Below are 25,137 nucleotides of genomic sequence, written 5' to 3'. Positions count from 1 at the left end.
AATTCTGTGGGGGTAGTTCACTGTGAGCTACCGTTACATCCATTTGTCACATAGCACTTTGTGTAATGCCTTTCTATGTGTGTGCCATAATCCCCCTATATTCCCTGTGTAAATCATAGAATATCCCTAACTTATTCCTGTGTAATTCCATACTAAAAAATTCAATGAAAAGTAGCTTAAAAGTGCAATTCTTACTTTCTTCACTTTTACATCACTTTCGCAAATCCTTGTGTAGTGCGGCTTACAGCACACCATCAGAAATTGTTGGCTAAAAATTGTTCTGCTTGTTTCTTAATGAGTTTTCTCGTTTGTGCAAATTTTAAAATTTATTTTGTTTTTACAGCCTTATTTCGTGTAATGCGTGGCATAGCAAGCCCTTTTCTTGTGTTGTCAAGACATTTGGCAACGTTCAAACATCTGTTTAGAAATGCCAAATTGTTGATCTAACAAATAAACCTGTAGATCAGAACACCATTTAATCTATCCCCCTGTGTATCCATTAGGCATACCAAATGAATACAGCTAAATCGTGTAATATTCCGTACCCATAAGGCTTGAAACAGACCAAATGAATACGGTATACTCATTTGCATTAAAGTAGTGCCAAATCGACACATTAAGAGGATTTTATGAGCAATATCGGTTATAAGCGTGTGAGCACTGTAGATCAGAACACTGATCGCCAGCTTGCAGGAGTAACTCTCGATAAAGTCTTTGAAGATAAGCTGTCTGGTAAAGACACTAACCGCCCAGGCTTACAAGCGTGTTTAGCCTATCTGAGAGAAGGCGACACCTTACACGTGCACTCTCTCGACCGTTTAGGACGTAACACCTTAGACATCCTTGCTTTAGTTGAACAACTTAATAATCGAGGTGTAATTGTTCGATTTCACAAAGAAGGAATCATTGCAGACATTACAAGCGCGATGGGAAAGATGATGCTTACGATGTTGTCGGCAGTTGCAACGTGTGAACGTGAACTGATGTTAGAACGTAAACGAGAAGCGCAAGCCGTCAATCCTACAAAACGTGGTAATGGAAAAGCAGTGGATCGAGAAGGTATAAAGAAAGCCCTTTCTGATGGCCTGTCAGTGCGTAAAACCGCCGAGAGCTTTAATGTTGCTCCTTCAACGGTGCAACGTATCAAGAAGGAAGAAGAGGAGGCGTAATGCCTCCTTGATATTTGAGAATTGTCGCTGCGTGGACCTGACGCCGCTGATCTTCGCGTTAAACATTGATCACGTCTGCGCCGATTTCAGATAAAAAGGTAGCTATTAAGCAATACGTAACTTTTACAATTAGTGAAATTATCTAAAACACAAGTTATATAGATGAGAAAATGAAACATTATCTTGAACAAATCAAACAAAACAACACATCATCTTGTTGACACCATACAAAGTGAATAGTAAACTATTATATGTGAAAATTTGCATGTTGCGTGCAATAAAAAATAAATGATACTTTGCTATTGTTAAATCAATAGGGGGTATCTATGCGCTTTATCTCATCCATTTTAAAAACCTGCAGAACCACAATTACTTTAGCTGTAATTGTTACCATCATATACCTCATCTATTTTACCCCTCGAGATAAAATCGATTCACTAGCGATCATCGTTCATGCAATGGCTACATTAACTAAAAAACTTTAATAATTTCACTATCAGGCGCATAAACACATCTTTGATCGCTGGATGTGTTATGCGCCTACTGGTGATTCAATCCTTAAGCCATTTCAACTCACTAAGGAGTTTTCTTTCTTCGTTCTCTCGTTGCTTTCGCTCTAGCCAGGCTTTTCCCTCTGGCGTAGACAGGAACTTACGAGCGTGAATCTTGCGGTTATTACGTTTTATAGCTGCAATGTTTTTCATCGTGTTGCCTCTGTATTCATATGAAAATTAACAAGTTACATACTACACAGGGAGACTACGCATAAAACACAATACAAGTAAAGATACATTTTCAAGACAATAGGAGCCATAAAGCGCCTTTGATGGTTATACCAAAAAATAAGCGCCGTAGGCGTATCCACTAAAAAGGGCTTTTTCACAAAAGCTATGAAGTCTTAGCAGTTCTTCTCTTATCAGGCACCCGTTGTACTCCGGTGGACGAAACCGTGCTAGAGCTTGATTCTTTCCCGATCAAGTTAGGTTTTGAAGAGGTGGGCTTTAATCCACTATTGCACTTAAAACTCTTCCCATCATTTAGCCTGTTTATCCTCTGCAACGTCTCACGACGTGTAGCATCATTGGACACCGCGCCAGGTGTGGAACATCTTGCTAAGAGTTTTGGTAGAAGGTTTAGAGACGGTGGCACGTCTTCCAGCTTCAAAGGAACTTGTTACGAGGTTGAGCCTGGGAACTACTCGCCCATACGTGTTAAACTACCAAAAGCCCATAACAACGTATAGGCGTTTGTAAGTGATAACAGAAGATACAATTTCTTAGAGAAGTTAAGCTAAGTTATTGATTTTCTTGATGGTGCCGATAATAGGAGTCGAACCTACGACCTTCGCATTACGAATGCGCTGCTCTACCAACTGAGCTATATCGGCCCTGAAAGGACATGTTCACGAACGTGAATCACGGTGGACAAGGTTAAAACTAACCGGGCGATGCGTCAATGGCCTTGTGAATCAAACGGCTACTTTTGCATCACCCGGTTTTATTTACGCACGAACGGTGTAATCACCAATGCCGATCCACTTGTAAGTGGTCAGTGCTTCCAGCCCCATTGGGCCGCGCGCGTGGAGTTTTTGTGTGCTTACCGCGACTTCCGCCCCCAGACCAAACTGGCCGCCGTCGGTAAAACGGGTTGAAGCGTTAACGTAAACAGCGGAGGAATCCACTTCGTTAACAAAACGCTGGGCGTTGCGCATATCACGCGTCAGGATCGCATCGGAGTGTTGCGTGCCGTGTTCACGAATATGCGCGATGGCATCGTCCAGATCGCTGACGATTTTGACGTTCAAATCTAATGACAGAAACTCATCGTCGTACTCTTCGGCTTTAACAGCCACCACCTTCGCGGGGCCTGCCTGCAACTTCGCCAGTGCAGCAGCATCTGCGTGTAATGTCACGCCGCTTTCCGCCATTTGCTTGCTTAATGCGGGCAGGAAGCTATCAGCGATGTTTTTATTCACCAGCAACGTTTCTACCGTATTACACGTACTCGGGCGCTGGGTTTTCGCGTTGACGATTACTTTCAGGGCTTCAGCGATCTCTGCACTTTCATCAACGTAAATATGGCAGACGCCAATACCTCCCGTGATCACCGGTATCGTCGACTGTTCGCGGCACAGTTTATGCAAACCAGCGCCACCACGCGGGATCAGCATGTCGATGTATTTATCCATGCGTAGCATTTCACTGACCAACGCGCGATCCGGATTATCAATCGCCTGTACAGCACCTGCCGGTAAACCGCAGGATTGCAGGGCGTCCTGAATCACCGCCACCGTTGCAGCGTTGGTGCGACTGGTTTCTTTGCCACCGCGCAGGATCACCGCGTTACCGGTTTTCAGGCACAGGGAAGCGACATCAACAGTCACGTTCGGGCGCGCTTCATAAATTACGCCAATCACCCCCAACGGCACGCGACGACGCTCCAGACGCAAACCGCTATCCAGCACACCACCATCAATCACCTGCCCCACCGGATCGGCGAGATTACACACCTGACGCACATCATCGGCAATGCCTTTCAGCCGTGCGGGCGTCAGTGCCAGACGGTCAAGCATCGCTTCGCTAAGGCCATTGGCACGCGCGTCAGCAACATCCTGGGCATTAGCGTTGAGGATGCTTTCGCTTTGTGCTTCCAGTTCATCGGCGATCTTTTCCAGCACGCGATTTTTTTCGCGGCTGGAGAGTTGCGCTAATTTATACGAGGCTTGCTTCGCGGCAATGCCCATTTGTTCCAGCATCGGCCTGCTCCTTAACGGGTAATCATGTCATCACGGTGAACGGCAACCGGGCCATATTCATATCCCAGTATTGCATCAATTTCTTGCGAGTGGTGTCCGGCAATGCGACGCAATGCATCGCTGTTGTAACGGCTGACGCCATGAGCAATATCGCGACCTTCGAGGTTGCAAATACGAATGACTTCACCACGCGAGAAGTTGCCGCTCACGCTTTTAATACCTTTCGGCAACAGGGAGCTGCCGCGTTCAAGAATGGCGGCGGTCGCCCCTTCATCAACGGTAATTTCACCTGCCGGTGGCGCGCCAAAAATCCAGCGTTTACGGTTTTCTAAAGGCGTTGCCTGGGCATGGAACAGCGTACCGACAGAAATACCTTCCATCGCATCACCAATGACGCCCGGCTTGTTACCTGCGGCAATAATAGTATCGATCCCCGCACGGCAAGCCACGTCAGCGGCCTGCAATTTGGTGCCCATACCGCCGGTTCCGAGACCTGAAACGCTGTCACCGGCAATCGCCCGCAGTGCGTCATCAATGCCGTAAACATCTTTAATCAGTTCTGCCTGCGGATTGTTGCGCGGGTCAGCGGTATACAAACCTTTTTGATCGGTCAGCAGCAACAGTTTATCGGCACCCGCCAGAATCGCCGCCAGCGCAGAAAGGTTGTCGTTATCGCCGACTTTAATCTCCGCCGTAGCAACAGCATCATTCTCATTAATTACCGGAACAATGTTGTTATCGAGCAGCGCACGCAGCGTATCGCGGGCGTTCAGGAAGCGTTCACGGTCTTCCATATCGGCACGGGTCAGCAGCATCTGCCCGACGTGAATGCCGTAAATTGCAAAGAGTTGTTCCCACAGTTGAATCAGTCGACTCTGCCCTACCGCCGCCAATAGTTGCTTCGAGGCGATAGTCGCCGGCAGTTCCGGGTAACCCAGGTGCTCACGTCCGGCGGCAATCGCGCCCGACGTCACAATGACTATCCGATGCCCGGCGGCATGTAACTGCGCGCACTGGCGAACAAGTTCTACGATATGGGCACGGTTCAGACGGCGCGATCCGCCTGTTAGCACACTGGTGCCGAGTTTTACCACCAGCGTCTGGCTGTCACTCATGATTCTCTGCCATTCAATTTTAGGAAAAATGATATCAAACGAACGTTTTAGCAGGACTGTCGCCGGTTGCCAACCATCTGCGAGCAAAGCATAGCGTTTTGTTGCGCGGGATCAGCAAGCGTAGCGGCAGTTGTTTACGTTTTTATTACAGATTTAATAAATTACCACATTTTAAGAATATTATTAATCTGTAATATATCTTTAACAATCTCAGGTTAAAAACTTTCCTGTTTTGAACGGGTCTCTCCCGCTGAATATTCGCGCGTTAATTAAAATCAGGAATGAAAATGAAAAAGAGCACTCTGGCATTAGTGGTGATGGGTATTGTGGCATCTGCATCCGTACAGGCCGCAGAAATATATAACAAAGACGGTAATAAACTGGATGTCTATGGCAAAGTTAAAGCCATGCATTATATGAGTGATAATGACAGTAAAGATGGCGACCAGAGTTATATCCGTTTTGGTTTTAAAGGCGAAACACAAATTAATGATCAACTGACCGGTTATGGTCGGTGGGAAGCGGAGTTTGCCGGAAATAAAGCGGAGAGTGATACCGCACAGCAAAAAACACGTCTCGCTTTTGCCGGGTTGAAATATAAGGATTTAGGTTCTTTCGACTATGGACGTAACCTGGGCGCGCTGTATGACGTCGAAGCCTGGACCGATATGTTCCCGGAATTTGGTGGCGACTCCTCGGCGCAGACCGACAACTTTATGACCAAACGCGCCAGCGGGCTGGCGACGTATCGGAACACCGACTTCTTCGGCGTTATTGATGGCCTGAACTTAACCCTGCAATATCAAGGAAAAAACGAAAACCGCGATGTTAAAAAGCAGAACGGCGATGGGTTTGGTACTTCACTGACGTATGACTTTGGCGGCAGCGATTTCGCTATCAGTGGAGCCTATACCAACTCTGATCGCACCAACGAGCAGAACCTGCAAAGCCGTGGTTCGGGCAAACGCGCCGAAGCGTGGGCAACGGGTCTTAAATACGATGCCAATAATATTTACCTGGCAACCATCTATTCTGAAACGCGTAAAATGACGCCAATTTCTGGCGGTTTTGCTAATAAGACACAGAATTTTGAAGCGGTCGCGCAATACCAATTCGACTTTGGTCTGCGTCCATCTTTAGGTTATGTGCTATCGAAAGGAAAAGATATTGAAGGTATCGGTGATGAGGATCTGGTCAATTATATTGATGTCGGTGCCACGTATTATTTCAACAAAAACATGTCAGCGTTTGTTGATTATAAAATCAACCAACTGGATAGCGATAATAAGTTGAATATTAATAATGATGATATTGTCGCGGTTGGGATGACATATCAGTTTTAATAATATTGCCGGATGCGGCGTGAACGCCTTATCCGGCCTACGAAAACCACTATTTCAGGCCGGAAGAGATGCTCAAACATCGCATCCGGCACTTTTCACTCACGCCGTTAACTTCACCGGCTCATCACGAAAATCATCCGCCGGTTCCAGCTTCAGATTCAGCGTCGCCAGCAGTTCACGCAGCTTTTCATGAAACTCGCGCAGGGTGTGCTCCAGCCGCTCAACCACTTCCGCATCTTTTACCTGAACATGCGTCCAGTCGCCTGCTTTATCGAACAGACCAAACTGGTAACTGTAGGTAAAACGGGATTCCTGCGCTTCCAGTTCCATCCACCAGCCCCAGAACTCACGCACTTCCGGTGCCGGCTTCACATTGACGCATACAGCCAGACAATCGAAAAAGAATCGATTATCTTCGCACTTACCTTCACGAATATACGGGCCTAGTGCGGTAAATTTTTTGATCAATCTGCTTTTCGGGTGTCCACTCGGTAACGTCATTGCGATCTCCTGTTGTGAAGCAACTGTTTTACCAAATTGACAAAATTTAGCAAATTTTTAACACAATCGCTTTTCGAGCCAGTTGGTAATTTCCTGGAGTGCTTTGTCAAAATTCCGATACACAGGATTAAATGGAATTTCTAACAATTTACCGTCAGCAGATGACGAAGTGATTAATCGTGAATCCTCTTCCGGGCTGAACGGATCGTTCTTCCAGAAGCCTGATAACATTGGCGTTGGGCAGCGACGTCCCAGCAACCCTTGCACTTTCAATGAATAGCGATTCAGCTCTACACGTAACGCTTCATCGGAAGCATCGTGCATCCCTAAACGACTCGCCAGAACGTCAAGATACATTTCCGGCACCTGTTGTTGGCAATTAAAATCACTCAGCAAGGTGTGAACCACTGGACCTAAACAGGCCACAGCTTTCAGACGCGGCGATTCAAGGTAAGCCAGACGTACAGCGACGTTAGCACCAAAACGGAAACCAAAGGCCGCAACGCGTGTGTGATCTACCCACGGCACGTTAGGCAGAGCCTTTAACACATGCTGATGCAGAAGGCTGGAATCCTGGGTGAGTTTCCATTTTGAAGAAAAACCAACCGAAGGCATATCGATAGTCAACATCGCAATGCCGCGCGGCGCAAAATAACGCTCATAAAGGGAGTAATAGTCCGTTTGCATCGCATCCAGACCACCACACATTAATACTGTCGGGAACGGACCATCACCTTTTGGCATATGGAGAAACCCGGTGATGGGTGCTCCCCCCGGCACAGTGAATTCCATTTGCCGCATCGTTCCTGGCAGACGTTGCGCCGCTTCTTCATAAGCGCGGTTTGATAACGTCTGCGCCTGTTCTGCCAGATCATCACCCTTCAGGTGTGGATAGGCAGCAATATTGTACAACGTCGCTGCGTGCAGCCAGTAACGACCGCTGACTTGTGGATTTTCTTCCGCGCACGCTTTCTGTTGCCACAACATCGCCTGGGTGGCCCACTCATAAATCCAGTTACCGCCACGGTAACCAATCACCGTATCGTACAAATCATTGTCGGTGCGTTCGGCATCGCTCATCACAATACGCGCCTGGACGTCGAGGATTTCACGCGGATCAACGCCGCGCCAGATCCACATCAGGCGGTTAATCATGCGATACCAGTGGGGAATAGTTTTGCCATCAAGAGCCGACTGCACAGGCGGTTGTGCACCGTGATTAAAACGGCGGACAAGCGTCGAGGTTTCAGGGTGTTTAAAGCGGGGTTTGAACAGGGTTTCGCTCAGGTTTGCCTGTGTCATGGATGCAACCTCCAGGAATACTTACTGGAAGCTATTGTAACTCGCCTGCAGTTAAAAAGAACAACGCCCGGCAAAGCCAGGCGTTGAAAAGATTAGCGACCAGAGATAGGCGGAACGAATACCACACCCATATCCCACGGTTGCTCAATCCAGGTATCTTGTGGGATATCAATAACATAATCATCAACCAGTGGACGACCAGCCGGTTTAGCGAAGATGGTGACAAAGTGCGCTTTAGGATACATTTCACGAATCGCAACCGCAGTACCGCCGGTATCCACCAGATCATCAATGACGATGAAACCTTCACCGTCGCCTTCTGCACGTTTCAGCACTTTCAGTTCGCGCTGGTTATCGTGATCGTAGCTGGAAATACAAACGGTATCGACATGACGAATACCCAGTTCACGCGCCAGTAACGCACCCGGTACCAGACCGCCACGGCTAACGGCAATAATGCCTTTCCATTGTTCAGAAGGCATCAGTCGGCTTGCGAGTTTACGTGCATGGATCTGCAACATGTCCCAGGTGACGATGTATTTTTCGCTCATGTGAAGTGTCCCAGCCTGTTTATCTACGGCTTAAAAAGTGTTCGAGGGGAAAATAGGTTGCGCGAGATTATAGAGATCTGACGCACTAAAAACCAGTATTTCACATAAGTCCGCGTCTTTTTGCGCACTGCTACTACCTGTCGCTGGATAAAGTGGTATTCTCAAACATATCTCGCAAGCCTGACTTGTGCTGACAACATTTTCTGCTAACCCTGTGACCTGCAATACTGTTTTGCGGGTGATCGACAAGGAGACTTAACGTGTCTGAACTGTCTCAATTATCTCCACAGCCGCTGTGGGATATTTTTGCCAAAATCTGTTCTATTCCTCACCCGTCCTACCACGAAGAGCAGCTTGCTGAATACATTGTAGGTTGGGCAAAAGAAAAAGGTTTCCATGTCGAACGCGATCAAGTGGGGAATATCCTGATTCGTAAACCTGCCACCGCAGGTATGGAAAATCGTAAACCGGTCGTCTTACAAGCTCACCTCGATATGGTGCCGCAGAAAAACAACGACACCGTGCACGACTTCACCAAAGATCCTATCCAGCCTTATATTGATGGCGAATGGGTTAAAGCACGCGGCACCACGCTCGGTGCAGATAACGGCATTGGCATGGCCTCTGCGCTGGCGGTGCTTGCCGATGACAACGTAGTACACGGCCCGCTGGAAGTGCTGCTGACCATGACCGAAGAAGCCGGTATGGACGGTGCGTTCGGCTTACAGAGCAACTGGTTACAGGCAGATATTCTGATTAACACCGACTCCGAAGAAGAAGGTGAAATCTACATGGGTTGTGCAGGGGGTATCGACTTCACCTCCAACCTGCATTTAGACCGTGAAACAGTTCCGGCAGGTTTTGAAACCTTTAAATTAACCTTAAAAGGTCTGAAAGGTGGTCACTCTGGTGGCGAAATCCACGTTGGCCTGGGTAATGCAAACAAACTGCTGGTGCGCTTCCTGGCAGGTCATGCGGAAGAACTGGATCTGCGCCTTATCGATTTCAACGGCGGCACACTGCGTAACGCCATCCCGCGTGAAGCCTTTGCAACCATTGCTGTCGCAGCTGATAAAGTCGACGCACTGAAATCGCTGGTGAATACCTATCAGGAGATCCTGAAAAACGAACTGGCAGAGAAAGAGAAAAACCTGGCATTACTGCTGGATTCAGTAGCGAACGACAAAACTGCGCTGACCGCCAAATCTCGCGATACCTTTATTCGTCTGCTGAACGCCACCCCGAACGGTGTGATCCGCAACTCCGACGTGGCAAAAGGCGTGGTTGAAACCTCACTGAACGTGGGTGTGGTGACCATGACCGACAACAACGTAGAAATTCACTGCCTGATCCGTTCTCTGATCGACAGCGGTAAAGACTACGTGGTCAGTATGCTGGATTCGCTGGGTAAACTGGCTGGCGCGAAAACCGAAGCGAAAGGCGCATATCCTGGCTGGCAGCCGGATGCTAACTCTCCGGTGATGCATCTGGTACGTGAAACCTATCAGCGTCTGTTCAACAAGACGCCGAACATCCAGATTATCCACGCGGGTCTGGAATGTGGTCTGTTCAAAAAACCGTATCCGGAAATGGACATGGTTTCTATCGGGCCGACTATCACCGGTCCACACTCTCCGGATGAGCAAGTTCATATCGAAAGCGTTGGTCATTACTGGCGGCTTCTGACTGAACTACTGAAAGAAATTCCTGCGAAGTAATAACGATGAAGTCCACGCCTGCGGGCGTGGACTTCTGTTTGAAGTCAATGGCTATCTATATCGAAATAACAAAACATTATGAAACCCAGGAAAAGGTCGCATATTTATATAGTTGCGACCATATTTCATGGGGGGAATTTCTGATCACTAAAGAAAATTTTGCGCTGGAATCCGTGAAAGAACTTAAGGGGGAAAAGCAGAATTTTTATATGTTCAGAGCCTGGGGAAAAGTCAGAAGAACATACTTAACCACTGGAGAATTTCCCCAGGAAACATGTTACGCCGCTTAAAGTCAGAATAATTTTTTCATGCTTTTACCATTTTGGCATTACGTCTGCACCACATGGCAATGGCGGCAGCCACTAATGCCAGTTCCAGTAAAAACGACCAGTGTAATAAAAAATTGAGCCACCACGGATGATGTATCGCCGTAATATGAAAAAGTGCAAATGGTTGGTTAACGAAAGGCATCAACCACCAGATATCACCGACCAGCGTATCGAGTAATAAATGCACGATACTATTCAGGCAAAACACCACGCCCAACCACGCCGGCAGTTTATTCTTCGCGGCACCTGCCCAGAGCAACGTCGCCACCAGCAGAGCAAACCATAACAATGGCCAATGGGATGGGTACAGATGATGATGTCGTTGCCCGCTATCAATCAGATAGCACCAGAAGAGATCAAAATCGGGTGCGACGGCTCCGATTAAGCCAATAATCATCGTCCTCCGCGCATGACGAGCAATCAGCGGCAAGCGTTTCACTAAAGTACAAGTTATTAAATATCCAGCAGGAAGATGACCAATAAACATGACGATTCCTTTCGTTTTTGTCCGCCGCTTTCACGAAGAAAACGGCGGGAGACGTTCCTCAATTACCCTTCGATAAATGCCATCCCTGTAAATGTCCGTCGCGGGTTACCACGTTCAATCTGGTGATGGAACATTCGCCGCTGCGATTTCAGCGTTGCGCTATTTTCCTGTTGCTGTTGTTCCAGCTTCCAGGCAATCAGCAATCGCGCCAGCCGTTTGTTAGCATGCTGGCTGCGCTCGGACTGTACTTTCACGCTAATCCCGGTTGCCAGATGCGTGGCGCGCACCGCCGAGTCGGTCTTATTAACATGTTGACCGCCCGGCCCCGACGAACGCAGCGTCTCATAACGGATCGCATCTGATTGTTCCTGCTCATCAGCGGTAAAACGTCCAATACCAAGAAACCAGTTTTTACGCCCGTGATGAGGCCGGTATGGGCTGGGGCAAATCCACTGGATAGTACCGCACCAGCTTTCACTTAATGCCAGTGCGTTATCGCCATCCAGAGAAACCAGTGCCGAACGCAATGTGTCTGAATAGCGCCCCGTTTCTGTCTCCAGCACCGTTGTCGCAACACGCTGTTGGGATGCTTCTTTAATCAGCCTGTCCAGCGCCTTTTTCACTGCGAGACAGCATTCTTCCGGCCCCTGGGCAGAGGAGAGTTGCAACAAGATCATCCTTTTTTCCCTCCACTGTTTTTGAGCGTCAGTACCGGACGCAGCCGCGCGACAGGAATAATTAAACCGGCCTGCACCAGACATTGCACCACGCTTTCAGCCGATTTATAGACTTGTGGCGCTTCTTCGAAGATGAGTTGTTTATCGCGGCAAATTACCCGGCTACCAAGTTCAGTACGTGAGAGTTGCGTCGTCGTATATTTCGCTGCCAGCCGCCCTTTACACTCGGTGCGCCCCCATTTGCGCCCTGCCCCATGAGCCAGCGAGTGCAATGTTTCTTCGCTACTGACAGGCAGTACAAGCCATGAGTAATCACCGCGAGAACCGGGAATAATCACCAGGCCACGGTCATCAGGCGTAGCCCCTTTACGGTGTAACCAGCCTTGTTGATCGCCAATTTGACTTGCGGTAATAAAGTTATGCGCCACATCCAGAACCGGACTTCCGCTGGCTTTCACCTGCTGCATTATGCGCAGAGCGATCATCTGGCGATTCATGCGAGCAAACGCCAGCGCATCGTCATGCTCCGAGATATAACGTAGCGCGTCGTCACTGCCTTCCGGCAAACCATGGTGCGAAAATGAGACAATATGTTTTTGTAAAACAGACTGCCCGAAACCACGCGAGCCGCTATGAACCAGCAGTTGCAGATGCTGCGCATCCAGGCCTGCCAGTGCAAACAGTTCAGCGTCGATGATTTGATCAATCTGTTGCAGTTCAGCAAAATGATTGCCGCCACCGATGGAGCCAAGCGCGCTGCGCCACGGGTGCTGTGCAAATGCTGATGGCAGGTTTTCCTCCAGCCAGCTTTCTTCAGCAACGTCATCCAGCGCAGACAATCGCTTTTCGAACTTATCGGCGTTGTATTTGCGAGTAAGGATATCTGTTTGCCATAGCGCCATGCCGCAGCCGATATCATTACCGACCAGTGCCGGGTAAAAACGACCTACGGAGAAGAACGCTGCTCCAATCGGGTAGCCGCGTCCGGGGTGTAAATCAGGCATCCCTACTACGCGTTGCATGTTGGGTAAATTTGCCGTGGTATGTAATTGTTGGATTGCTGAACTCTCGATCCACAGGTCATCAGATGCGATGGTAAATACCGCATCGGATAAGGGACGAATATATTTGCCCATGTACCATTCCATTTATAAACATAAAAAATCAGGAAATGGCAGACGAATCCAGGGCAAGAAAAAAAGAATTAATCCTGGAAAGGTCTGCAAAGAGTCATTGATAAAGGATTTGTCATGATTTACCTCCTTGCAGTTTGTGGAATAAGAAAACGCGCACATATTAGGCGGACGTTATTTTCATTGCAAGCTGGATTTAATGTTGCTGTTTATATCGCATATAAAAATTAGTAAACCACTCTCCCCGGCATTCAACGCGCTGCTGCTTAACTACCTGAAAACCATAACGTTCAAAAAAGGGTTTTGCGGTTATGCTGGCATCAACCGTAAGTTCGGATTCAGACTTAATAAAAGGTTTTAACAAGGCACTAGCGACACCACAGCGGGTGTATTCCGGGTCAACAAATAGCATATCGATATAGTGTTCAATGCAGGTAATAAAGCCGACCAGTTGTGCATTAATGACCGCAACCCGCACTTGTGATTGCACGAGTTTCTCCCTCCAGCGAGATTAATCAATCTGCGCCCAGGCGGCAATTTGTTGCGGTGAATAATGCTGACTGGCAGTCATCGTAACCGCTCTAATGAAAATAGCGCATAGTTGCTGAAAATCGCCAGGCTGATAGTCTCTTATTTGTATGTTATTCATAATATAAATTCAAAAACGCATACGAAACGCTTCTGCCATTTTCCCAATTTTATGCATTTGGTTGTTATCTCGAGCGAGTTTATGAGGTTCAGGTTTCAGAATGGCAATGAGCAACCATGCTTGCTCATCAAACGCACCCTGGCAATATACCAAATGCGCTTCGTCATTCGTTCTGCTGAATTGGCGCAACTGTGGCGGAAATGGATTATTCTCATTTGCCATATGAATATGAGCAACTCGCTCAAATTTAATTAATGGCCAGGTAAACGAATCGTCGTAGAGTGCATCGCGACCAAATATATCTGGCAAAACACCGTCACGCTTATAGGAAATAAAATCCGCCGTTAACGCATCAAGTTCCTCTGCTGTAAGTTGCAGGCGAATAAGTTTTGTTTTGAATACCCGCATCCTTATTCCTTAAAGTCATTGAAATCATCATCCGTCATATCATTAAGATATTGTTCAGCGCGGCGTGTAATTTCCTCTAATCTTGCAGCACTCGGACGGAAGCGCGCCTTTATGGGCTTTTTCTCCTCTTGTTCAGCAAGCATGTCCATTAACGCTTCGAATGCGCTGGCACTTAAGAGATATCCTGCGGGGCGATTATTAGAAAGAACCGCAACCGGTTGATCAATAAAGTATTTAGCTGGGTTTTTACGTAACTCAGTGATATTGACCGATTTTTCCGCGAGAATTCGATGCATACAGTGATACCCTCATAATAACGCACACCAGAATATACATAATAGTATACATCATAATCCCAACACCAGTTGTCTTTCCATTTGCGGATCAAGCAACGTCACATGCAACCCCACCAACCGTACACCGCGTCCGCCGCGACGTTCATCCCAGGTTTTACGCGCAGTGGCGATTAGGTCAGCTTTATTCAAACGCGGCCAGACATGCTCCTGAGTGGTTTGCTGAAAATCATCGAACTTTAATTTCACTCCCTGGCGGGCGATCAGTAAATCAGGCTTCACCTTTGCCAGACGGCGCTCCAGTTCAGGATAAAGCCGCTCAATAATCGCTTCACATTCAGACCAGTGATGGATATCTTCCGCCATCGTGCGTTCCACTCCGACGGATTTACGCAGCCGTTCACTGTTAACATCGCGCTCGTCGATACCCTGGCTACGCTCCCACAAAATGCGGCCAAATTTGCCAAAGCGTTTGAGCAAGGTCACCAGATCACACTTTTGTACCTCACCGCAGGTGCGCAGTCCCATCGCCTCTAGTTTTGCCGCTGATACTTTGCCGACACCAGGAATCTTCGCCAGCGGCAACGTTTGCAGAAATGCAGGAACGTCAGCAGGTGTAATCACAAACTGACCGTTGGGTTTGTTCATGTCAGAGGCGATCTTGGCGAGAAACTTTACCGGCGCAACTCCCGCAGATGCCGTCAGGTGCAACTCGTTAAAGATTGTCTGACGGATTTCCTGGGCGATGAGAGTCGCAGAACCGTGGCAATGCACGCTGTCGGTGACATCGAGATAGGCTTCATCCAGCGACAACGGCTCAATGCGCGAAGTGTAACGCGAGAAGATTTCGCGGATATGATTTGAGGCTTCTTTGTAGGCGTCAAAGCGCCCCGGAAGCAAGGTGAGGTGCGGGCATAATTTGAGCGCCATGCCGGTTGGCATTGCGCTGCGTACACCAAATTTACGCGCGGGATAATTGGCGGTGCTGATCACCCCCCGACGTTCGCGGCTACCGCCAATAGCAACAGGGATATCGCGCAGGGCGGGATTATCACGCATCTCCACCGCTGCGAAAAAGCAGTCCATATCCACATGAATGATTTTACGCATCGCTCACCTCTCAATACTGGTAAAGTATACAGTGATTTTAGGGTTTGAGAAATGCGTAAAGGTTTTGCAATCAGTCCCCCTTAACGCCGGATGCGCTGCGCTTGTCCGGCCTACAGGAGGCTGTTTTTGTTACCCATGCAGCTTATCCAGTTTTTGCACCAACGGCTGCACCACCTTATCTCCATGCTGACCAAAATATTGATACAGCGTGTCCGAGGCGCTTTTGGTTAGCACCATAATCTCAATGCGCCGGTTGCCTGCGCTTTGCGGATTCTTCGCGTCCAGCAGCATCTGGTCCGCCATCGCGCTTACCTGCATCACTTTATCTTCCGGCATTCCGGCATCTTCCAGCACCCGACGGGCAGAGAGCGCGCGGTCACCCGAAAGGTTCCAGTTGTTATAGATATTGCTTTTATAGGCCATCGCATCGGTATGCCCGGTAATAATAATTTTGTTATTGAGTGAGTCAAAAACTGGCGCTAATTCCACCAGCAGCGTTTTAAAAAACGGCATAATCTTCGCGCTGCCGCGTTCAAACATATTGCGGTTCTGGTCATCTTTAATCAGCACGCGTAATCCCTACGGAACAATCTCCATCTCCAGATTCGCTTCCATATGCGCATTACGGGCGATGGTATTGATATTGGTCGCCAGCTCGCCCAGTTCAGTGGCGGATTTCTTCTTCAGTAACGCCGTTTTCTCGTTCACATCACGTGCTTTTTTCTCAGTTTCTTCCGGCACCGCCACGGTAGTCGGTTTCGGCGGATGAGTCGGGCTTATTTTATTTAACGGCGACAGCCCGCCACCGTTGAAGATCGACTGCCCATGCAGCGCCGCCATAATGCTTTCACGCTCGGATTTACTGACGCTGTTCACAATCAACTTTATCGTCGTCACCAAAGGGGCCGAGCGTATTTCCGAGGTTTCTGCCCGCTTTACCCCGGACGCGATGCCCGGTAAGCAGATGGCGATTGACGCCGACCTTAACGCCGGGTTGATCAACCAGGCGCAGGCGCAAACCCGGCGTAAAGATGTTGCCAGCGAGGCCGATTTCTACGGCGCGATGGACGGGGCATCGAAGTTTGTACGCGGGGATGCTATCGCCGGGATGATGATTCTGGCGATCAACCTGATCGGCGGCGTCTGTATCGGGATCTTTAAATACAACCTGAGCGCCGATGCCGCCTTCCAGCAGTATGTGCTGATGACCATCGGCGACGGGCTAGTGGCGCAGATCCCTTCCCTGCTCCTCTCCACTGCGGCGGCGATTATTGTCACCCGCGTCAGCGATAACGGCGATATCGCCCACGACGTGCGTAACCAGTTGCTGGCAAGCCCGTCAGTGCTCTACACCGCCACCGGGATCATGTTCGTGCTGGCGGTGGTGCCGGGAATGCCGCACTTCCCGTTCCTGATGTTCAGCGCCCTGCTTGGCTATACCGGCTGGCGGATGAGCAAACGCCCGCAGGCGGCGGAGGCGGAAGAGAAAAGCCTCGAAACGCTGACCCGCACTATCACCGAAACCAGCGAGCAACAGGTCAGTTGGGAGACCATTCCGCTGATCGAACCCATCAGCTTAAGCCTCGGCTACAAGCTGGTGGCGCTGGTCGATAAAGCACAGGGCAACCCGCTCACCCAGCGTATTCGCGGCGTGCGGCAGGTGATTTCCGACGGCAACGGCGTGCTGCTACCGGAGATCCGCATTCGGGAAAACTTCCACCTTAAGCCGAGCCAGTACGCCATTTTCATCAACGGCATTAAGGCTGATGAAGCGGATATTCCGGCGGATAAACTGATGGCCCTGCCCTCCAGCGAAACCTACGGCGAGATTGACGGCGTGCTGGGGAACGACCCGGCGTACGGGATGCCAGTGACCTGGATCCAGGCGGTGCAGAAAGCGAAGGCGCTGAATATGGGGTATCAGGTGATCGACAGCGCCAGCGTGATTGCCACCCATGTGAACAAGATTGTGCGCAGCTATATCCCTGATTTATTTAACTATGACGATATTACGCAGTTGCATAACCGTTTGTCGTCGATGGCACCGCGCCTGGCGGAAGACTTAAGCGCGGCGCTGAATTACAGCCAGTTGCTGAAAGTGTACCGTGCGCTGCTGACCGAAGGCGTTTCCCTGCGCGATATCGTCACCATCGCCACCGTGCTGGTTGCCAGTAGTACAGTGACCAAAGATCATATTCTGCTGGCAGCCGATGTGCGCCTGGCGCTGCGGCGCAGCATTACCCATCCGTTTGTTCGCAAGCAGGAGCTGACAGTGTATACGCTGAATAATGAGCTGGAAAATCTGCTGACCAACGTGGTGAATCAGGCACAGCAGGCCGGGAAAGTGATGCTCGACAGCGTGCCGGTGGACCCGAATATGCTCAACCAGTTCCAGAGTACGATGCCGCAAGTGAAGGAGCAGATGAAAGCGGCAGGAAAAGACCCGGTGCTGCTGGTTCCGCCGCAGCTGCGTCCTTTGCTGGCGCGCTATGCGAGATTGTTTGCGCCGGGGCTGCATGTGCTGTCGTATAACGAAGTGCCGGATGAGCTGGAGTTGAAGATTATGGGGGCGTTGAGTTGATGCCTTTTAAGAAACGCAATACGATGACATCAATTTATGACGTCAGGGATTGATAAGATGATGAAAACGCGTTCATTAATATCTCAAGCATCGAACATTATCACCATTAAAGGTCAACCAGCCGCAGTGACATTTGAAGCCGATATCAACGCATTTCGCGGCAAATTCCTTAATGTAAATGGTTATTGCGACTTTGTGGCCACAAGTATTGAGGCATTATATCGTGAAGGTGAAAGCGCGCTGGATGAGTGGATTGCGGATTGTGAAGAGGACGGCATTGCTCCTTTTCGTGAAGAAGAAGGGCAAAAACGCCTGACGCTTCGTGTGCCACATCACATCGATTCACGGCTGACCATCGTCGCCAGACAACATTCCATTTCAAAAAACCAGCTCATTGTTGATGTCTTAGAACGTGAGTTTTCAGCCCAGATGTAAACAGGCCGGATGCCGCATGGCATCCGACCCTTTGCCTGATCGTCAATATTACCCATTTACAAAATCGTCTCTTCCGTCAAAATCCGTCGCGCGCCCAAAAAATGATCCTGCCAGAAAGGTTCGGCTAAGCGACTTATCCGAATGGTTTCCCCGGTGCGTGGCGACTCGATAAACTGTCCATCGCCCAGATACACGCCCATATGGTCAGCTATCTCACGGCTATGAATATGGAAAAACAGCAAATCCCCCCGGCGCAGGTCGTTGTTCGCCACAATCGTCGCCCGATGGTAGTGATACATCTCATTCGCCGTGCGCGGAAGTTTCGCCTCGAGGATCTTGTTGTAGGCATAAAAAACCAATCCGCTACAGTCGAAGCCTTTATCAGGCCGCGTGCCGCCCCAGACGTAAGGCTTGCCAAGCTGCTGCTCCAGGCGGTGGATCGCCACTTCGGTGATATTGTGCAGATGATCGCTGCTTAAGAAATGGTTGTTCTCTGCCAGTGCCTGCCAGCGTCTGTCACTCGCCTTGAGCGGCGCAGGAAACCATTCAGGATGCTGTTTTATCTGTTCGCGGTTATGCTGGCGCAGCGCCCTTCTGCTTTCGGCATTACCTTCCACAATGTAGCTGGCCTGTTTTTTCAGATGGGTTTGGTACTGTTTTAATAAACGCGCACGGTTTTGCATCCGCTGGCGGGCGGCGTAGCTGAAAGAGATATGTGATGTGGTGGCGCTGGCAAATGAAGAAAACGGCAAGCAAAGCAACAATAATCCCGACAACACAAAAGAGGGAATCGACGGCAAAGACATTCTCAATAATGGCTGGTCATGCATTGATGTTGCAGTGTATCCCGGCCCGTACCTGAACAAACTTAATAAACCATTATTATAAAATTAATAAATATATTTCAGTTAATTATGTAAAAACATCCGTTTATTAAATTACTCATGGATTGTCGCTGTTGCTCATTTGAGCTACAATTCAAGCTGAATAAATATACAGCACAGGAGATACCCCAATGGCTGCTAACGCGTTTGTTCGCGCCCGAATCGATGAGGATTTGAAGAATCAGGCGGCGGACGTACTAGCCGGGATGGGGCTGACCATCTCTGACCTGGTTCGCATAACCCTCACAAAAGTCGCGCGTGAAAAGGCATTGCCGTTTGATTTACGCGAGCCTAATCAATCAACCATTCAATCAATCAAAAACAGCGAAGCTGGCGTTGATGTTCATAAGGCCAAAGACGCCGATGATTTATTTGATAAATTAGGAATTTAAATATGATTCAAAGGGATATTGAATACTCGGGACAATTTTCAAAGGATGTAAAACTTGCACAAAAGCGTCATAAGGATATGAATAAATTGAAATATCTTATGACGCTTCTTATCAATAATACTTTACCGCTTCCAGCCGTTTATAAAGACCACCCGCTGCAAGGTTCATGGAAAGGTTATCGCGATGCTCATGTCGAACCGGACTGGATCCTGATTTACAAACTTACCGATAAACTTTTACGATTTGAGAGAACTGGAACTCACGCGGCGCTATTTGGGTAAAGCCCGCTTCCGATGAAATTTGTAAACCCTGCACCGACAGGCTTGCGTAAAACTCTTTTGGTGCTAATGTGAGCCTTCCAAATCCAGACTATTCCGATTTGGGATCTATTTTGCCGCCCTGGCGTGTGTAACCGTTTTATCAAGGAATAAGCAGTATGCGTAAAATCGCATTAATTCTTGCGATGTTGTTGATCCCGTGCGTTTCGTTTGCCAGTTTGCTGGGCAGCGGTAGTTCCACCACGCCAGTGAGCAAAGAGTATAAGCAGCAGTTGATGGGATCTCCTGTCTACATCCAAATCTTCAAGGAAGAGCGCACGCTCGATCTCTACGTCAAAATGGGCGAGCAATATCAACTGCTCGACAGTTATAAAATCTGTAAATATTCCGGCGGGTTAGGACCAAAACAGCGTCAGGGCGATTTCAAAAGTCCGGAAGGGTTTTATAGCGTTCAGCGTAATCAATTAAAACCAGACAGCCGTTACTACAAAGCGATTAATATTGGTTTCCCTAACGCCTATGACCGCGCGCATGGTTACGAAGGGAAATACCTGATGATTCACGGCGATTGTGTTTCCATCGGCTGCTACGCGATGACCAATCAGGGTATTGATGAGATCTTCCAGTTCGTTACTGGTGCGCTGGTATTTGGTCAGCCGAGCGTGCAGGTGAGTATTTACCCGTTCCGCATGACCGACGCCAATATGAAGCGCCATAAGTATTCCAACTTTAAGGACTTCTGGGAGCAACTCAAGCCAGGCTACGACTACTTTGAACAGACTCGTAAGCCACCGACCGTTTCTGTAGTCAATGGCCGTTACGTGGTCAGCAAGCCGTTGAGCCACGAAGTGGTGCAGCCACAACTGGCATCAAACTACACGCTCCCCGAGGCAAAATAAGCGCCATTCGCCTGGCATAATCTTTTGCCAGGTTTCATTGCCCGTCAGCGGCTGAGTCGCAATCACCGTGACCACATCATTCGGTGTGGTCTGTGAGCTGAAGTCGATTTCCACATCCTGATCCAGCAACGTTGCCACGCCAAACGGCGCGCGGCGGGTGATCCAGTGTAAATTCGTCGAGCAATACGCCATCACATAGCGCCCGTCAGAAAGCAGCATGTTGAAAACGCCCTTCTGCCGCAGTTCATCCGCCAGTGAGGCGATATATTTAAACACTGCCGCCATATTGCCCGGCGTACGCGGGTAACGCTGCGTCAGTTTATACAACAACCAGCAGAAGGCTTTTTCGCTGTCGGTTTCACCTACCGGGCGGAAGTTGCCGGTTTCCAGTGATTTATAGCCCGTCAGTTGCCCGTTATGCGCATAAGTCCAGTTGCGTCCCCATAGCTCACGGGTAAACGGGTGAGTATTTTCCAGCGCCACCTCGCCCCGATTGGCCTGGCGAATATGAGCGATTACCGAGCAGGATTTTATCGGGTAGTCCTGGACAAGTTTGGCGATGGGGGAATTAAAGCTGGGTTGTGGATCTTTAAATGTGCGACAACCTTTACCTTCGTAAAAGGTGATACCCCAACCATCTTTATGTGGCCCGGTTCCACCACCGCGCTGTACAAGCCCGGTGAAACTAAAGCAGATATCGGTTGGGACGTTGGCGCTCATCCCGAGCAGTTCGCACATGGGTAACCTCCACAACAGCGGGGGAAATGCCCCCGGCGAAGATTGATTAAAAAGTAAAAAGGTGAGTGCTGTTTCCCTCACCCCGGCCCTCTCCCTGAAAGGGAGAGGGGGAAGTGCTCTTACTTGACCATCTCTTTTTCAATTAACTGGATCAGGATATGGATAACTTTAATGTGGATCTCCTGAATGCGATCGGCATAGCCAAAGTGAGGAACGCGAATTTCGATATCTGCCGTGCCAGCCATTTTGCCGCCGTCTTTACCGGTCAGGGTGATCACTTTCATGCCCTTCTCACGCGCCGCCGCAATCGCCTTGATTACGTTAGCTGAGTTACCGGAGGTGGAGATCCCCAGCAGCACATCACCTTCGCGACCTACTGCTTCAACGTAACGGGAGAAAATATCGTTAAACCCAAAATCATTACCAACACAGGTGATGTGGCTGACATCGGAAATGGCAATCGCCGGGTAGCCCGGACGGTTTTCACGGTAGCGCCCCGTCAGTTCTTCTGCAAAGTGCATGGCGTCGCAATGGGAGCCGCCGTTGCCGCAGGAAAGCACCTTGCCACCGGCTTTAAAACTGTCTGCTAACAGGACCGCCGCGCGCTGAATGGCGTGAATATTGGCGTCATCTTTTAAAAAGTTAGCCAGCGTTTCCGCCGCTTCGTTCAGTTCGTTACGAATAAGATCCTGGTACATGAGGATATCCTTCAGCATAAATGAAATAGACAAAATGCAGTGTACCGGATACCGCCAGAAGCGAGAAGACCAGCTCGGCGGAATGACCAGGACTTTTTGACCCGAAGTGCGGATAAAAACAGCAACAATGTGAGCTTTGTTGTAATTATATTGTAAACGCATTGCTAAATGTTTTTACATCCACTACAACCATATCATCACAAGTGGTCAGACCTCCTACAAGTAAGGGGCTTTTCGTTATGATGATTTTGAGTATTCTCGCTACGGTTGTCCTGCTCGGCGCGTTGTTTTATCACCGCGTGAGCTTATTTATCAGCAGTCTGATTTTGCTCGCCTGGACAGCCGCCCTCGGCGTCGCTGGTCTGTGGTCGGCGTGGGTACTGGTGCCTCTGGCCATTATCCTCGTACCGTTTAACTTTGCGCCAATGCGTAAGTCGATGATTTCAGCGCCAGTGTTTCGCGGTTTCCGTAAGGTGATGCCGCCGATGTCGCGCACTGAGAAAGAAGCGATTGACGCCGGAACGACCTGGTGGGAAGGCGATCTATTCCAGGGTAAACCGGACTGGAAAAAGCTGCATAACTATCCGCAGCCGCGCCTGACCGCTGAAGAGCAAGCGTTTCTCGATGGCCCGGTAGAAGAAGCCTGCCGAATGGCGAATGATTTCCAGATTACCCATGAACTGGCGGATCTACCGCCGGAGCTGTGGGCGTATCTGAAAGAGCATCGTTTCTTCGCGATGATCATCAAGAAAGAGTACGGTGGGCTGGAGTTCTCGGCTTATGCCCAGTCTCGCGTGCTGCAAAAACTCTCTGGGGTGAGCGGGATTCTGGCGATTACCGTCGGCGTGCCAAACTCATTAGGTCCGGGTGAACTGCTGCAACATTACGGCACTGACGAGCAGAAAAATCACTATCTGCCGCGTCTGGCGCGTGGTCAGGAGATCCCTTGCTTTGCGCTGACCAGCCCGGAAGCGGGTTCCGATGCGGGCGCTATTCCGGACACCGGGATTGTTTGCATGGGTGAGTGGCAGGGCCAGCAGGTGCTGGGAATGCGTCTGACCTGGAACAAACGCTATATTACGCTGGCACCCATTGCGACCGTGCTTGGGCTGGCGTTTAAACTCTCCGACCCGGACAAACTGCTGGGTGGTGCAGAAGATTTAGGCATTACCTGTGCGCTGATCCCGACCACCACGCCGGGCGTGGAAATTGGTCGTCGCCACTTCCCGCTGAACGTGCCGTTCCAGAACGGACCGACGCGCGGAAAAGATGTCTTCGTACCGATCGATTACATTATCGGCGGCCCCAAAATGGCCGGACAAGGCTGGCGGATGCTGGTGGAGTGTCTCTCGGTGGGTCGTGGCATCACCCTACCTTCCAACTCAACCGGCGGCGTGAAGTCGGTGGCGCTGGCAACGGGGGCGTATGCTCACATTCGTCGTCAGTTCAAAATCTCTATAGGTAAGATGGAAGGGATTGAAGAGCCGCTGGCGCGTATTGCCGGTAATGCGTACGTAATGGATGCTGCGGCGTCGCTGATTACCTACGGCATTATGCTCGGTGAAAAACCGGCCGTGCTGTCGGCTATCGTTAAGTATCACTGTACCCACCGTGGGCAGCAGTCGATTATCGATGCGATGGATATCACTGGTGGTAAAGGCATTATGCTCGGTCAGAGCAACTTCCTGGCGCGAGCTTACCAGGGCGCACCGATTGCCATCACCGTTGAAGGGGCGAATATTCTGACCCGTAGTATGATGATCTTCGGTCAGGGGGCGATTCGTTGCCATCCGTACGTGCTCGAAGAGATGGAAGCGGCGAAGAACAATGACGTCAACGCGTTCGATAAACTGTTGTTCAAACATATCGGTCACGTCGGTAGTAACAAAGTTCGTAGCTTCTGGCTCGGTTTGACGCGCGGTTTAACCAGTAGCACACCAACCGGCGATGCGACTAAACGTTATTACCAGCACCTGAACCGCCTGAGCGCCAACCTCGCCTTACTTTCCGATGTGTCGATGGCGGTGCTGGGTGGTAGCCTGAAACGACGTGAGCGTATCTCGGCACGTCTGGGGGATATTTTAAGTCAGCTTTACCTCGCCTCCGCCGTTTTGAAACGTTATGACGACGAAGGCCGCAATGAAGCTGACCTGCCGCTGGTGCACTGGGGCGTTCAGGATGCGCTGTATCAGGCTGAACAGGCGATGGATGATTTGCTACAAAACTTCCCGAACCGCGTGGTTGCCGGGCTGCTGAATGTGGTGATCTTCCCAACCGGTCGTCACTATCTGGCGCCGTCTGACAAGCTGGATCATAAGGTGGCGAAAATTTTACAAGTGCCAAACGCCACCCGTTCTCGCATTGGTCGCGGTCAGTACCTGACGCCGAGTGAGCATAATCCGGTTGGCTTGCTGGAAGAGGCGCTGGTGGATGTGATTGCCGCCGACCCAATTCATCAGCGGATCTGTAAAGAGCTGGGTAAAAACCTGCCGTTTACCCGTCTGGATGAACTGGCGCACAACGCGCTGGCGAAGGGGCTGATTGATAAAGATGAAGCCGCTATTCTGGTGAAAGCTGAAGAAAGCCGTCTGCGCAGTATTAACGTTGATGACTTTGATCCGGAAGAGCTGGCGACGAAGCCGGTAAAGTTGCCGGAGAAAGTGCGGAAAATTGAAGCCGCGTAATTGAATAA

24 protein-coding genes, 1 tRNA gene and 3 pseudogenes are annotated in these 25,137 nt (G+C 49.6%); 10 read left to right on the top strand and 18 right to left on the bottom strand.

Annotation, left to right across the window (positions count from 1 at the left end):
* The first annotated feature begins 629 nt into the window (after nucleotides 1–629).
* Nucleotides 630–1,169 carry a recombinase family protein gene (locus WC5_RS10525; RefSeq protein ID WP_000065231.1) on the top strand — a complete coding sequence of 180 codons (540 nt, stop codon included), beginning with the start codon at nucleotides 630–632 and terminating at the stop codon, nucleotides 1,167–1,169.
* Nucleotides 1,170–1,720: 551 nt separating this feature from the next.
* On the opposite strand, the gene WC5_RS25560 is transcribed toward WC5_RS10525, so the two are convergent.
* From WC5_RS25560 to proB, 4 genes are all read right to left on the bottom strand, one after another.
* Entirely contained in the window at nucleotides 1,721–1,873 is a 153-nt protein-coding gene (locus WC5_RS25560; protein WP_000788776.1) for a hypothetical protein, read from the bottom strand.
* Between the two features lie 607 nt (nucleotides 1,874–2,480).
* Nucleotides 2,481–2,556, bottom strand: a tRNA-Thr gene (locus tag WC5_RS10535).
* Between the two features lie 114 nt (nucleotides 2,557–2,670).
* On the bottom strand, nucleotides 2,671–3,924 hold the full coding sequence (proA, locus tag WC5_RS10540; RefSeq protein ID WP_000893312.1) for a glutamate-5-semialdehyde dehydrogenase: 1,254 nt from the start codon (nucleotides 3,922–3,924) through the stop codon (nucleotides 2,671–2,673).
* Nucleotides 3,925–3,935: 11 nt separating this feature from the next.
* A complete protein-coding gene (gene proB, locus WC5_RS10545; protein WP_001285269.1) occupies nucleotides 3,936–5,039 on the bottom strand; it encodes a glutamate 5-kinase in 1,104 nt (367 codons plus the stop codon).
* Nucleotides 5,040–5,326: 287 nt separating this feature from the next.
* Here proB and phoE point away from each other — a divergent pair, with 287 nt between their 5' ends.
* Nucleotides 5,327–6,382, top strand: coding sequence for a phosphoporin PhoE (phoE, locus tag WC5_RS10550; protein WP_010348897.1), 1,056 nt, complete (start codon nucleotides 5,327–5,329; stop codon nucleotides 6,380–6,382).
* A 99-nt stretch (nucleotides 6,383–6,481) separates the two neighbouring features.
* On the opposite strand, the gene crl is transcribed toward phoE, so the two are convergent.
* The 3 genes from crl to gpt all read right to left on the bottom strand — a co-directional run bounded on the left by crl (nucleotide 6,482) and on the right by gpt (nucleotide 8,736).
* Entirely contained in the window at nucleotides 6,482–6,883 is a 402-nt protein-coding gene (gene crl / locus WC5_RS10555; RefSeq protein ID WP_000174679.1) for a sigma factor-binding protein Crl, read from the bottom strand.
* 57 nt (nucleotides 6,884–6,940) lie between these two features.
* Nucleotides 6,941–8,185: an esterase FrsA gene (frsA, locus tag WC5_RS10560; RefSeq protein WP_000189561.1), complete on the bottom strand. Its 1,245-nt coding sequence runs from the start codon at nucleotides 8,183–8,185 to the stop codon at nucleotides 6,941–6,943.
* Nucleotides 8,186–8,277: 92 nt separating this feature from the next.
* Nucleotides 8,278–8,736 carry a xanthine phosphoribosyltransferase gene (gpt, locus tag WC5_RS10565; protein WP_001291989.1) on the bottom strand — a complete coding sequence of 153 codons (459 nt, stop codon included), beginning with the start codon at nucleotides 8,734–8,736 and terminating at the stop codon, nucleotides 8,278–8,280.
* 260 nt (nucleotides 8,737–8,996) lie between these two features.
* On the opposite strand from gpt, the gene pepD reads away from it, so the two are divergent.
* Together pepD and WC5_RS26020 are read left to right on the top strand one after the other, a co-directional pair.
* Nucleotides 8,997–10,454 carry a cytosol nonspecific dipeptidase gene (pepD, locus tag WC5_RS10570; RefSeq protein ID WP_001292989.1) on the top strand — a complete coding sequence of 486 codons (1,458 nt, stop codon included), beginning with the start codon at nucleotides 8,997–8,999 and terminating at the stop codon, nucleotides 10,452–10,454.
* Between the two features lie 47 nt (nucleotides 10,455–10,501).
* Nucleotides 10,502–10,744, top strand: a complete 243-nt coding sequence (locus WC5_RS26020) for a hypothetical protein (protein ID WP_032147818.1) — start codon at nucleotides 10,502–10,504, stop codon at nucleotides 10,742–10,744.
* 16 nt (nucleotides 10,745–10,760) lie between these two features.
* On the opposite strand, the gene WC5_RS10580 is transcribed toward WC5_RS26020, so the two are convergent.
* The 8 genes and pseudogenes from WC5_RS10580 to lafU form a co-directional block, all read right to left on the bottom strand.
* Nucleotides 10,761–11,270 (bottom strand): metal-dependent hydrolase, encoded by a 510-nt coding sequence (locus WC5_RS10580; RefSeq protein ID WP_000469795.1) that lies wholly within the window; start codon nucleotides 11,268–11,270, stop codon nucleotides 10,761–10,763.
* Between the two features lie 62 nt (nucleotides 11,271–11,332).
* Complete coding sequence (gene prfH / locus WC5_RS10585; RefSeq protein ID WP_000602117.1) at nucleotides 11,333–11,947, bottom strand: peptide chain release factor H; 615 nt, start codon at nucleotides 11,945–11,947, stop codon at nucleotides 11,333–11,335.
* Complete coding sequence (locus WC5_RS10590) at nucleotides 11,944–13,083, bottom strand: RNA ligase RtcB family protein (protein ID WP_000521580.1); 1,140 nt, start codon at nucleotides 13,081–13,083, stop codon at nucleotides 11,944–11,946. The genes prfH and WC5_RS10590 overlap by 4 nt, the downstream gene beginning before the upstream one ends.
* A 193-nt stretch (nucleotides 13,084–13,276) precedes the next feature.
* Nucleotides 13,277–13,729, bottom strand: a pseudogene (locus WC5_RS0122275) (GNAT family N-acetyltransferase).
* A 9-nt stretch (nucleotides 13,730–13,738) separates the two neighbouring features.
* On the bottom strand, nucleotides 13,739–14,137 hold the full coding sequence (gene yafO / locus WC5_RS10595) for a type II toxin-antitoxin system mRNA interferase toxin YafO (RefSeq protein ID WP_001263497.1): 399 nt from the start codon (nucleotides 14,135–14,137) through the stop codon (nucleotides 13,739–13,741).
* 2 nt (nucleotides 14,138–14,139) lie between these two features.
* Nucleotides 14,140–14,433, bottom strand: a complete 294-nt coding sequence (yafN, locus tag WC5_RS10600) for a type I toxin-antitoxin system antitoxin YafN (RefSeq protein ID WP_000554758.1) — start codon at nucleotides 14,431–14,433, stop codon at nucleotides 14,140–14,142.
* Nucleotides 14,434–14,484: 51 nt separating this feature from the next.
* Nucleotides 14,485–15,540 carry a DNA polymerase IV gene (gene dinB / locus WC5_RS10605; protein ID WP_016231587.1) on the bottom strand — a complete coding sequence of 352 codons (1,056 nt, stop codon included), beginning with the start codon at nucleotides 15,538–15,540 and terminating at the stop codon, nucleotides 14,485–14,487.
* Between the two features lie 129 nt (nucleotides 15,541–15,669).
* Nucleotides 15,670–16,437, bottom strand: a pseudogene (gene lafU, locus WC5_RS24000) (putative lateral flagellar export/assembly protein LafU).
* On the opposite strand from lafU, the pseudogene WC5_RS10620 reads away from it, so the two are divergent.
* Nucleotides 16,403–18,121, top strand: a pseudogene (locus WC5_RS10620) (flagellar biosynthesis protein FlhA); the annotation flags it as partial. The pseudogenes lafU and WC5_RS10620 overlap by 35 nt on opposite strands.
* A 78-nt stretch (nucleotides 18,122–18,199) precedes the next feature.
* Nucleotides 18,200–18,556, top strand: coding sequence for a type II toxin-antitoxin system HicB family antitoxin (locus tag WC5_RS10625; protein ID WP_024192207.1), 357 nt, complete (start codon nucleotides 18,200–18,202; stop codon nucleotides 18,554–18,556).
* 56 nt (nucleotides 18,557–18,612) lie between these two features.
* Here WC5_RS10625 and WC5_RS10630 read toward each other — a convergent pair whose 3' ends face one another.
* Nucleotides 18,613–19,362, bottom strand: a complete 750-nt coding sequence (locus WC5_RS10630; RefSeq protein WP_010349174.1) for a C40 family peptidase — start codon at nucleotides 19,360–19,362, stop codon at nucleotides 18,613–18,615.
* 209 nt (nucleotides 19,363–19,571) lie between these two features.
* Between WC5_RS10630 and dinJ the strand changes: the two genes are divergently transcribed.
* The 3 genes from dinJ (at nucleotide 19,572) to dpaA (ending at nucleotide 21,009) form a co-directional block, all read left to right on the top strand.
* On the top strand, nucleotides 19,572–19,832 hold the full coding sequence (dinJ, locus tag WC5_RS10635) for a type II toxin-antitoxin system antitoxin DinJ (protein ID WP_000729710.1): 261 nt from the start codon (nucleotides 19,572–19,574) through the stop codon (nucleotides 19,830–19,832).
* Nucleotides 19,833–19,834: 2 nt separating this feature from the next.
* Nucleotides 19,835–20,113 carry a type II toxin-antitoxin system mRNA interferase toxin YafQ gene (gene yafQ, locus WC5_RS10640; protein ID WP_000615979.1) on the top strand — a complete coding sequence of 93 codons (279 nt, stop codon included), beginning with the start codon at nucleotides 19,835–19,837 and terminating at the stop codon, nucleotides 20,111–20,113.
* A 155-nt stretch (nucleotides 20,114–20,268) separates the two neighbouring features.
* Nucleotides 20,269–21,009: a peptidoglycan meso-diaminopimelic acid protein amidase gene (dpaA, locus tag WC5_RS10645; protein ID WP_001225687.1), complete on the top strand. Its 741-nt coding sequence runs from the start codon at nucleotides 20,269–20,271 to the stop codon at nucleotides 21,007–21,009.
* Here the strand turns inward: dpaA and WC5_RS10650 are convergent.
* Together WC5_RS10650 and lpcA are read right to left on the bottom strand one after the other, a co-directional pair.
* Nucleotides 20,980–21,747, bottom strand: coding sequence for a class II glutamine amidotransferase (locus tag WC5_RS10650; RefSeq protein WP_010346050.1), 768 nt, complete (start codon nucleotides 21,745–21,747; stop codon nucleotides 20,980–20,982). The two genes, dpaA and WC5_RS10650, sit on opposite strands and share 30 nt — an antisense overlap.
* A gap of 119 nt (nucleotides 21,748–21,866) precedes the next feature.
* The gene (gene lpcA, locus WC5_RS10655; RefSeq protein ID WP_016159301.1) at nucleotides 21,867–22,445 is read right to left on the bottom strand and encodes a D-sedoheptulose 7-phosphate isomerase; all 579 of its coding nucleotides are present in this window, start codon (nucleotides 22,443–22,445) and stop codon (nucleotides 21,867–21,869) included.
* Nucleotides 22,446–22,684: 239 nt separating this feature from the next.
* On the opposite strand from lpcA, the gene fadE reads away from it, so the two are divergent.
* Nucleotides 22,685–25,129, top strand: a complete 2,445-nt coding sequence (gene fadE / locus WC5_RS10660) for an acyl-CoA dehydrogenase FadE (protein ID WP_000973089.1) — start codon at nucleotides 22,685–22,687, stop codon at nucleotides 25,127–25,129.
* Nucleotides 25,130–25,137: the final 8 nt, after the last annotated feature.

It is taken from the genome of Escherichia sp. KTE114 (assembly GCF_000407765.1).
Lineage (GTDB): Bacteria > Pseudomonadota > Gammaproteobacteria > Enterobacterales > Enterobacteriaceae > Escherichia > Escherichia ruysiae.
This window is presented reverse-complemented; position numbering and strand designations above follow the sequence as displayed.

What these genes read in the sequence shown, in the direction of transcription:
- yafQ (WP_000615979.1), top strand. Translation starts at nt 19,835, where the DNA reads ATGATTCAAAGGGATATTGAATACTCGGGACAATTTTCAAAGGATGTA.
- lpcA (WP_016159301.1), bottom strand. Translation starts at nt 22,445, where the DNA reads ATGTACCAGGATCTTATTCGTAACGAACTGAACGAAGCGGCGGAAACG.
- WC5_RS10525 (WP_000065231.1), top strand. Translation starts at nt 630, where the DNA reads ATGAGCAATATCGGTTATAAGCGTGTGAGCACTGTAGATCAGAACACT.
- WC5_RS10630 (WP_010349174.1), bottom strand. Translation starts at nt 19,362, where the DNA reads ATGTCTTTGCCGTCGATTCCCTCTTTTGTGTTGTCGGGATTATTGTTG.
- yafN (WP_000554758.1), bottom strand. Translation starts at nt 14,433, where the DNA reads ATGCATCGAATTCTCGCGGAAAAATCGGTCAATATCACTGAGTTACGT.
- fadE (WP_000973089.1), top strand. Translation starts at nt 22,685, where the DNA reads ATGATGATTTTGAGTATTCTCGCTACGGTTGTCCTGCTCGGCGCGTTG.
- WC5_RS10590 (WP_000521580.1), bottom strand. Translation starts at nt 13,083, where the DNA reads ATGGGCAAATATATTCGTCCCTTATCCGATGCGGTATTTACCATCGCA.
- dpaA (WP_001225687.1), top strand. Translation starts at nt 20,269, where the DNA reads ATGCGTAAAATCGCATTAATTCTTGCGATGTTGTTGATCCCGTGCGTT.
- WC5_RS26020 (WP_032147818.1), top strand. Translation starts at nt 10,502, where the DNA reads ATGGCTATCTATATCGAAATAACAAAACATTATGAAACCCAGGAAAAG.
- proA (WP_000893312.1), bottom strand. Translation starts at nt 3,924, where the DNA reads ATGCTGGAACAAATGGGCATTGCCGCGAAGCAAGCCTCGTATAAATTA.
- frsA (WP_000189561.1), bottom strand. Translation starts at nt 8,185, where the DNA reads ATGACACAGGCAAACCTGAGCGAAACCCTGTTCAAACCCCGCTTTAAA.
- proB (WP_001285269.1), bottom strand. Translation starts at nt 5,039, where the DNA reads ATGAGTGACAGCCAGACGCTGGTGGTAAAACTCGGCACCAGTGTGCTA.
- WC5_RS10580 (WP_000469795.1), bottom strand. Translation starts at nt 11,270, where the DNA reads ATGTTTATTGGTCATCTTCCTGCTGGATATTTAATAACTTGTACTTTA.
- WC5_RS10650 (WP_010346050.1), bottom strand. Translation starts at nt 21,747, where the DNA reads ATGTGCGAACTGCTCGGGATGAGCGCCAACGTCCCAACCGATATCTGC.
- WC5_RS25560 (WP_000788776.1), bottom strand. Translation starts at nt 1,873, where the DNA reads ATGAAAAACATTGCAGCTATAAAACGTAATAACCGCAAGATTCACGCT.
- dinB (WP_016231587.1), bottom strand. Translation starts at nt 15,540, where the DNA reads ATGCGTAAAATCATTCATGTGGATATGGACTGCTTTTTCGCAGCGGTG.
- phoE (WP_010348897.1), top strand. Translation starts at nt 5,327, where the DNA reads ATGAAAAAGAGCACTCTGGCATTAGTGGTGATGGGTATTGTGGCATCT.
- gpt (WP_001291989.1), bottom strand. Translation starts at nt 8,736, where the DNA reads ATGAGCGAAAAATACATCGTCACCTGGGACATGTTGCAGATCCATGCA.
- prfH (WP_000602117.1), bottom strand. Translation starts at nt 11,947, where the DNA reads ATGATCTTGTTGCAACTCTCCTCTGCCCAGGGGCCGGAAGAATGCTGT.
- dinJ (WP_000729710.1), top strand. Translation starts at nt 19,572, where the DNA reads ATGGCTGCTAACGCGTTTGTTCGCGCCCGAATCGATGAGGATTTGAAG.
- crl (WP_000174679.1), bottom strand. Translation starts at nt 6,883, where the DNA reads ATGACGTTACCGAGTGGACACCCGAAAAGCAGATTGATCAAAAAATTT.
- yafO (WP_001263497.1), bottom strand. Translation starts at nt 14,137, where the DNA reads ATGCGGGTATTCAAAACAAAACTTATTCGCCTGCAACTTACAGCAGAG.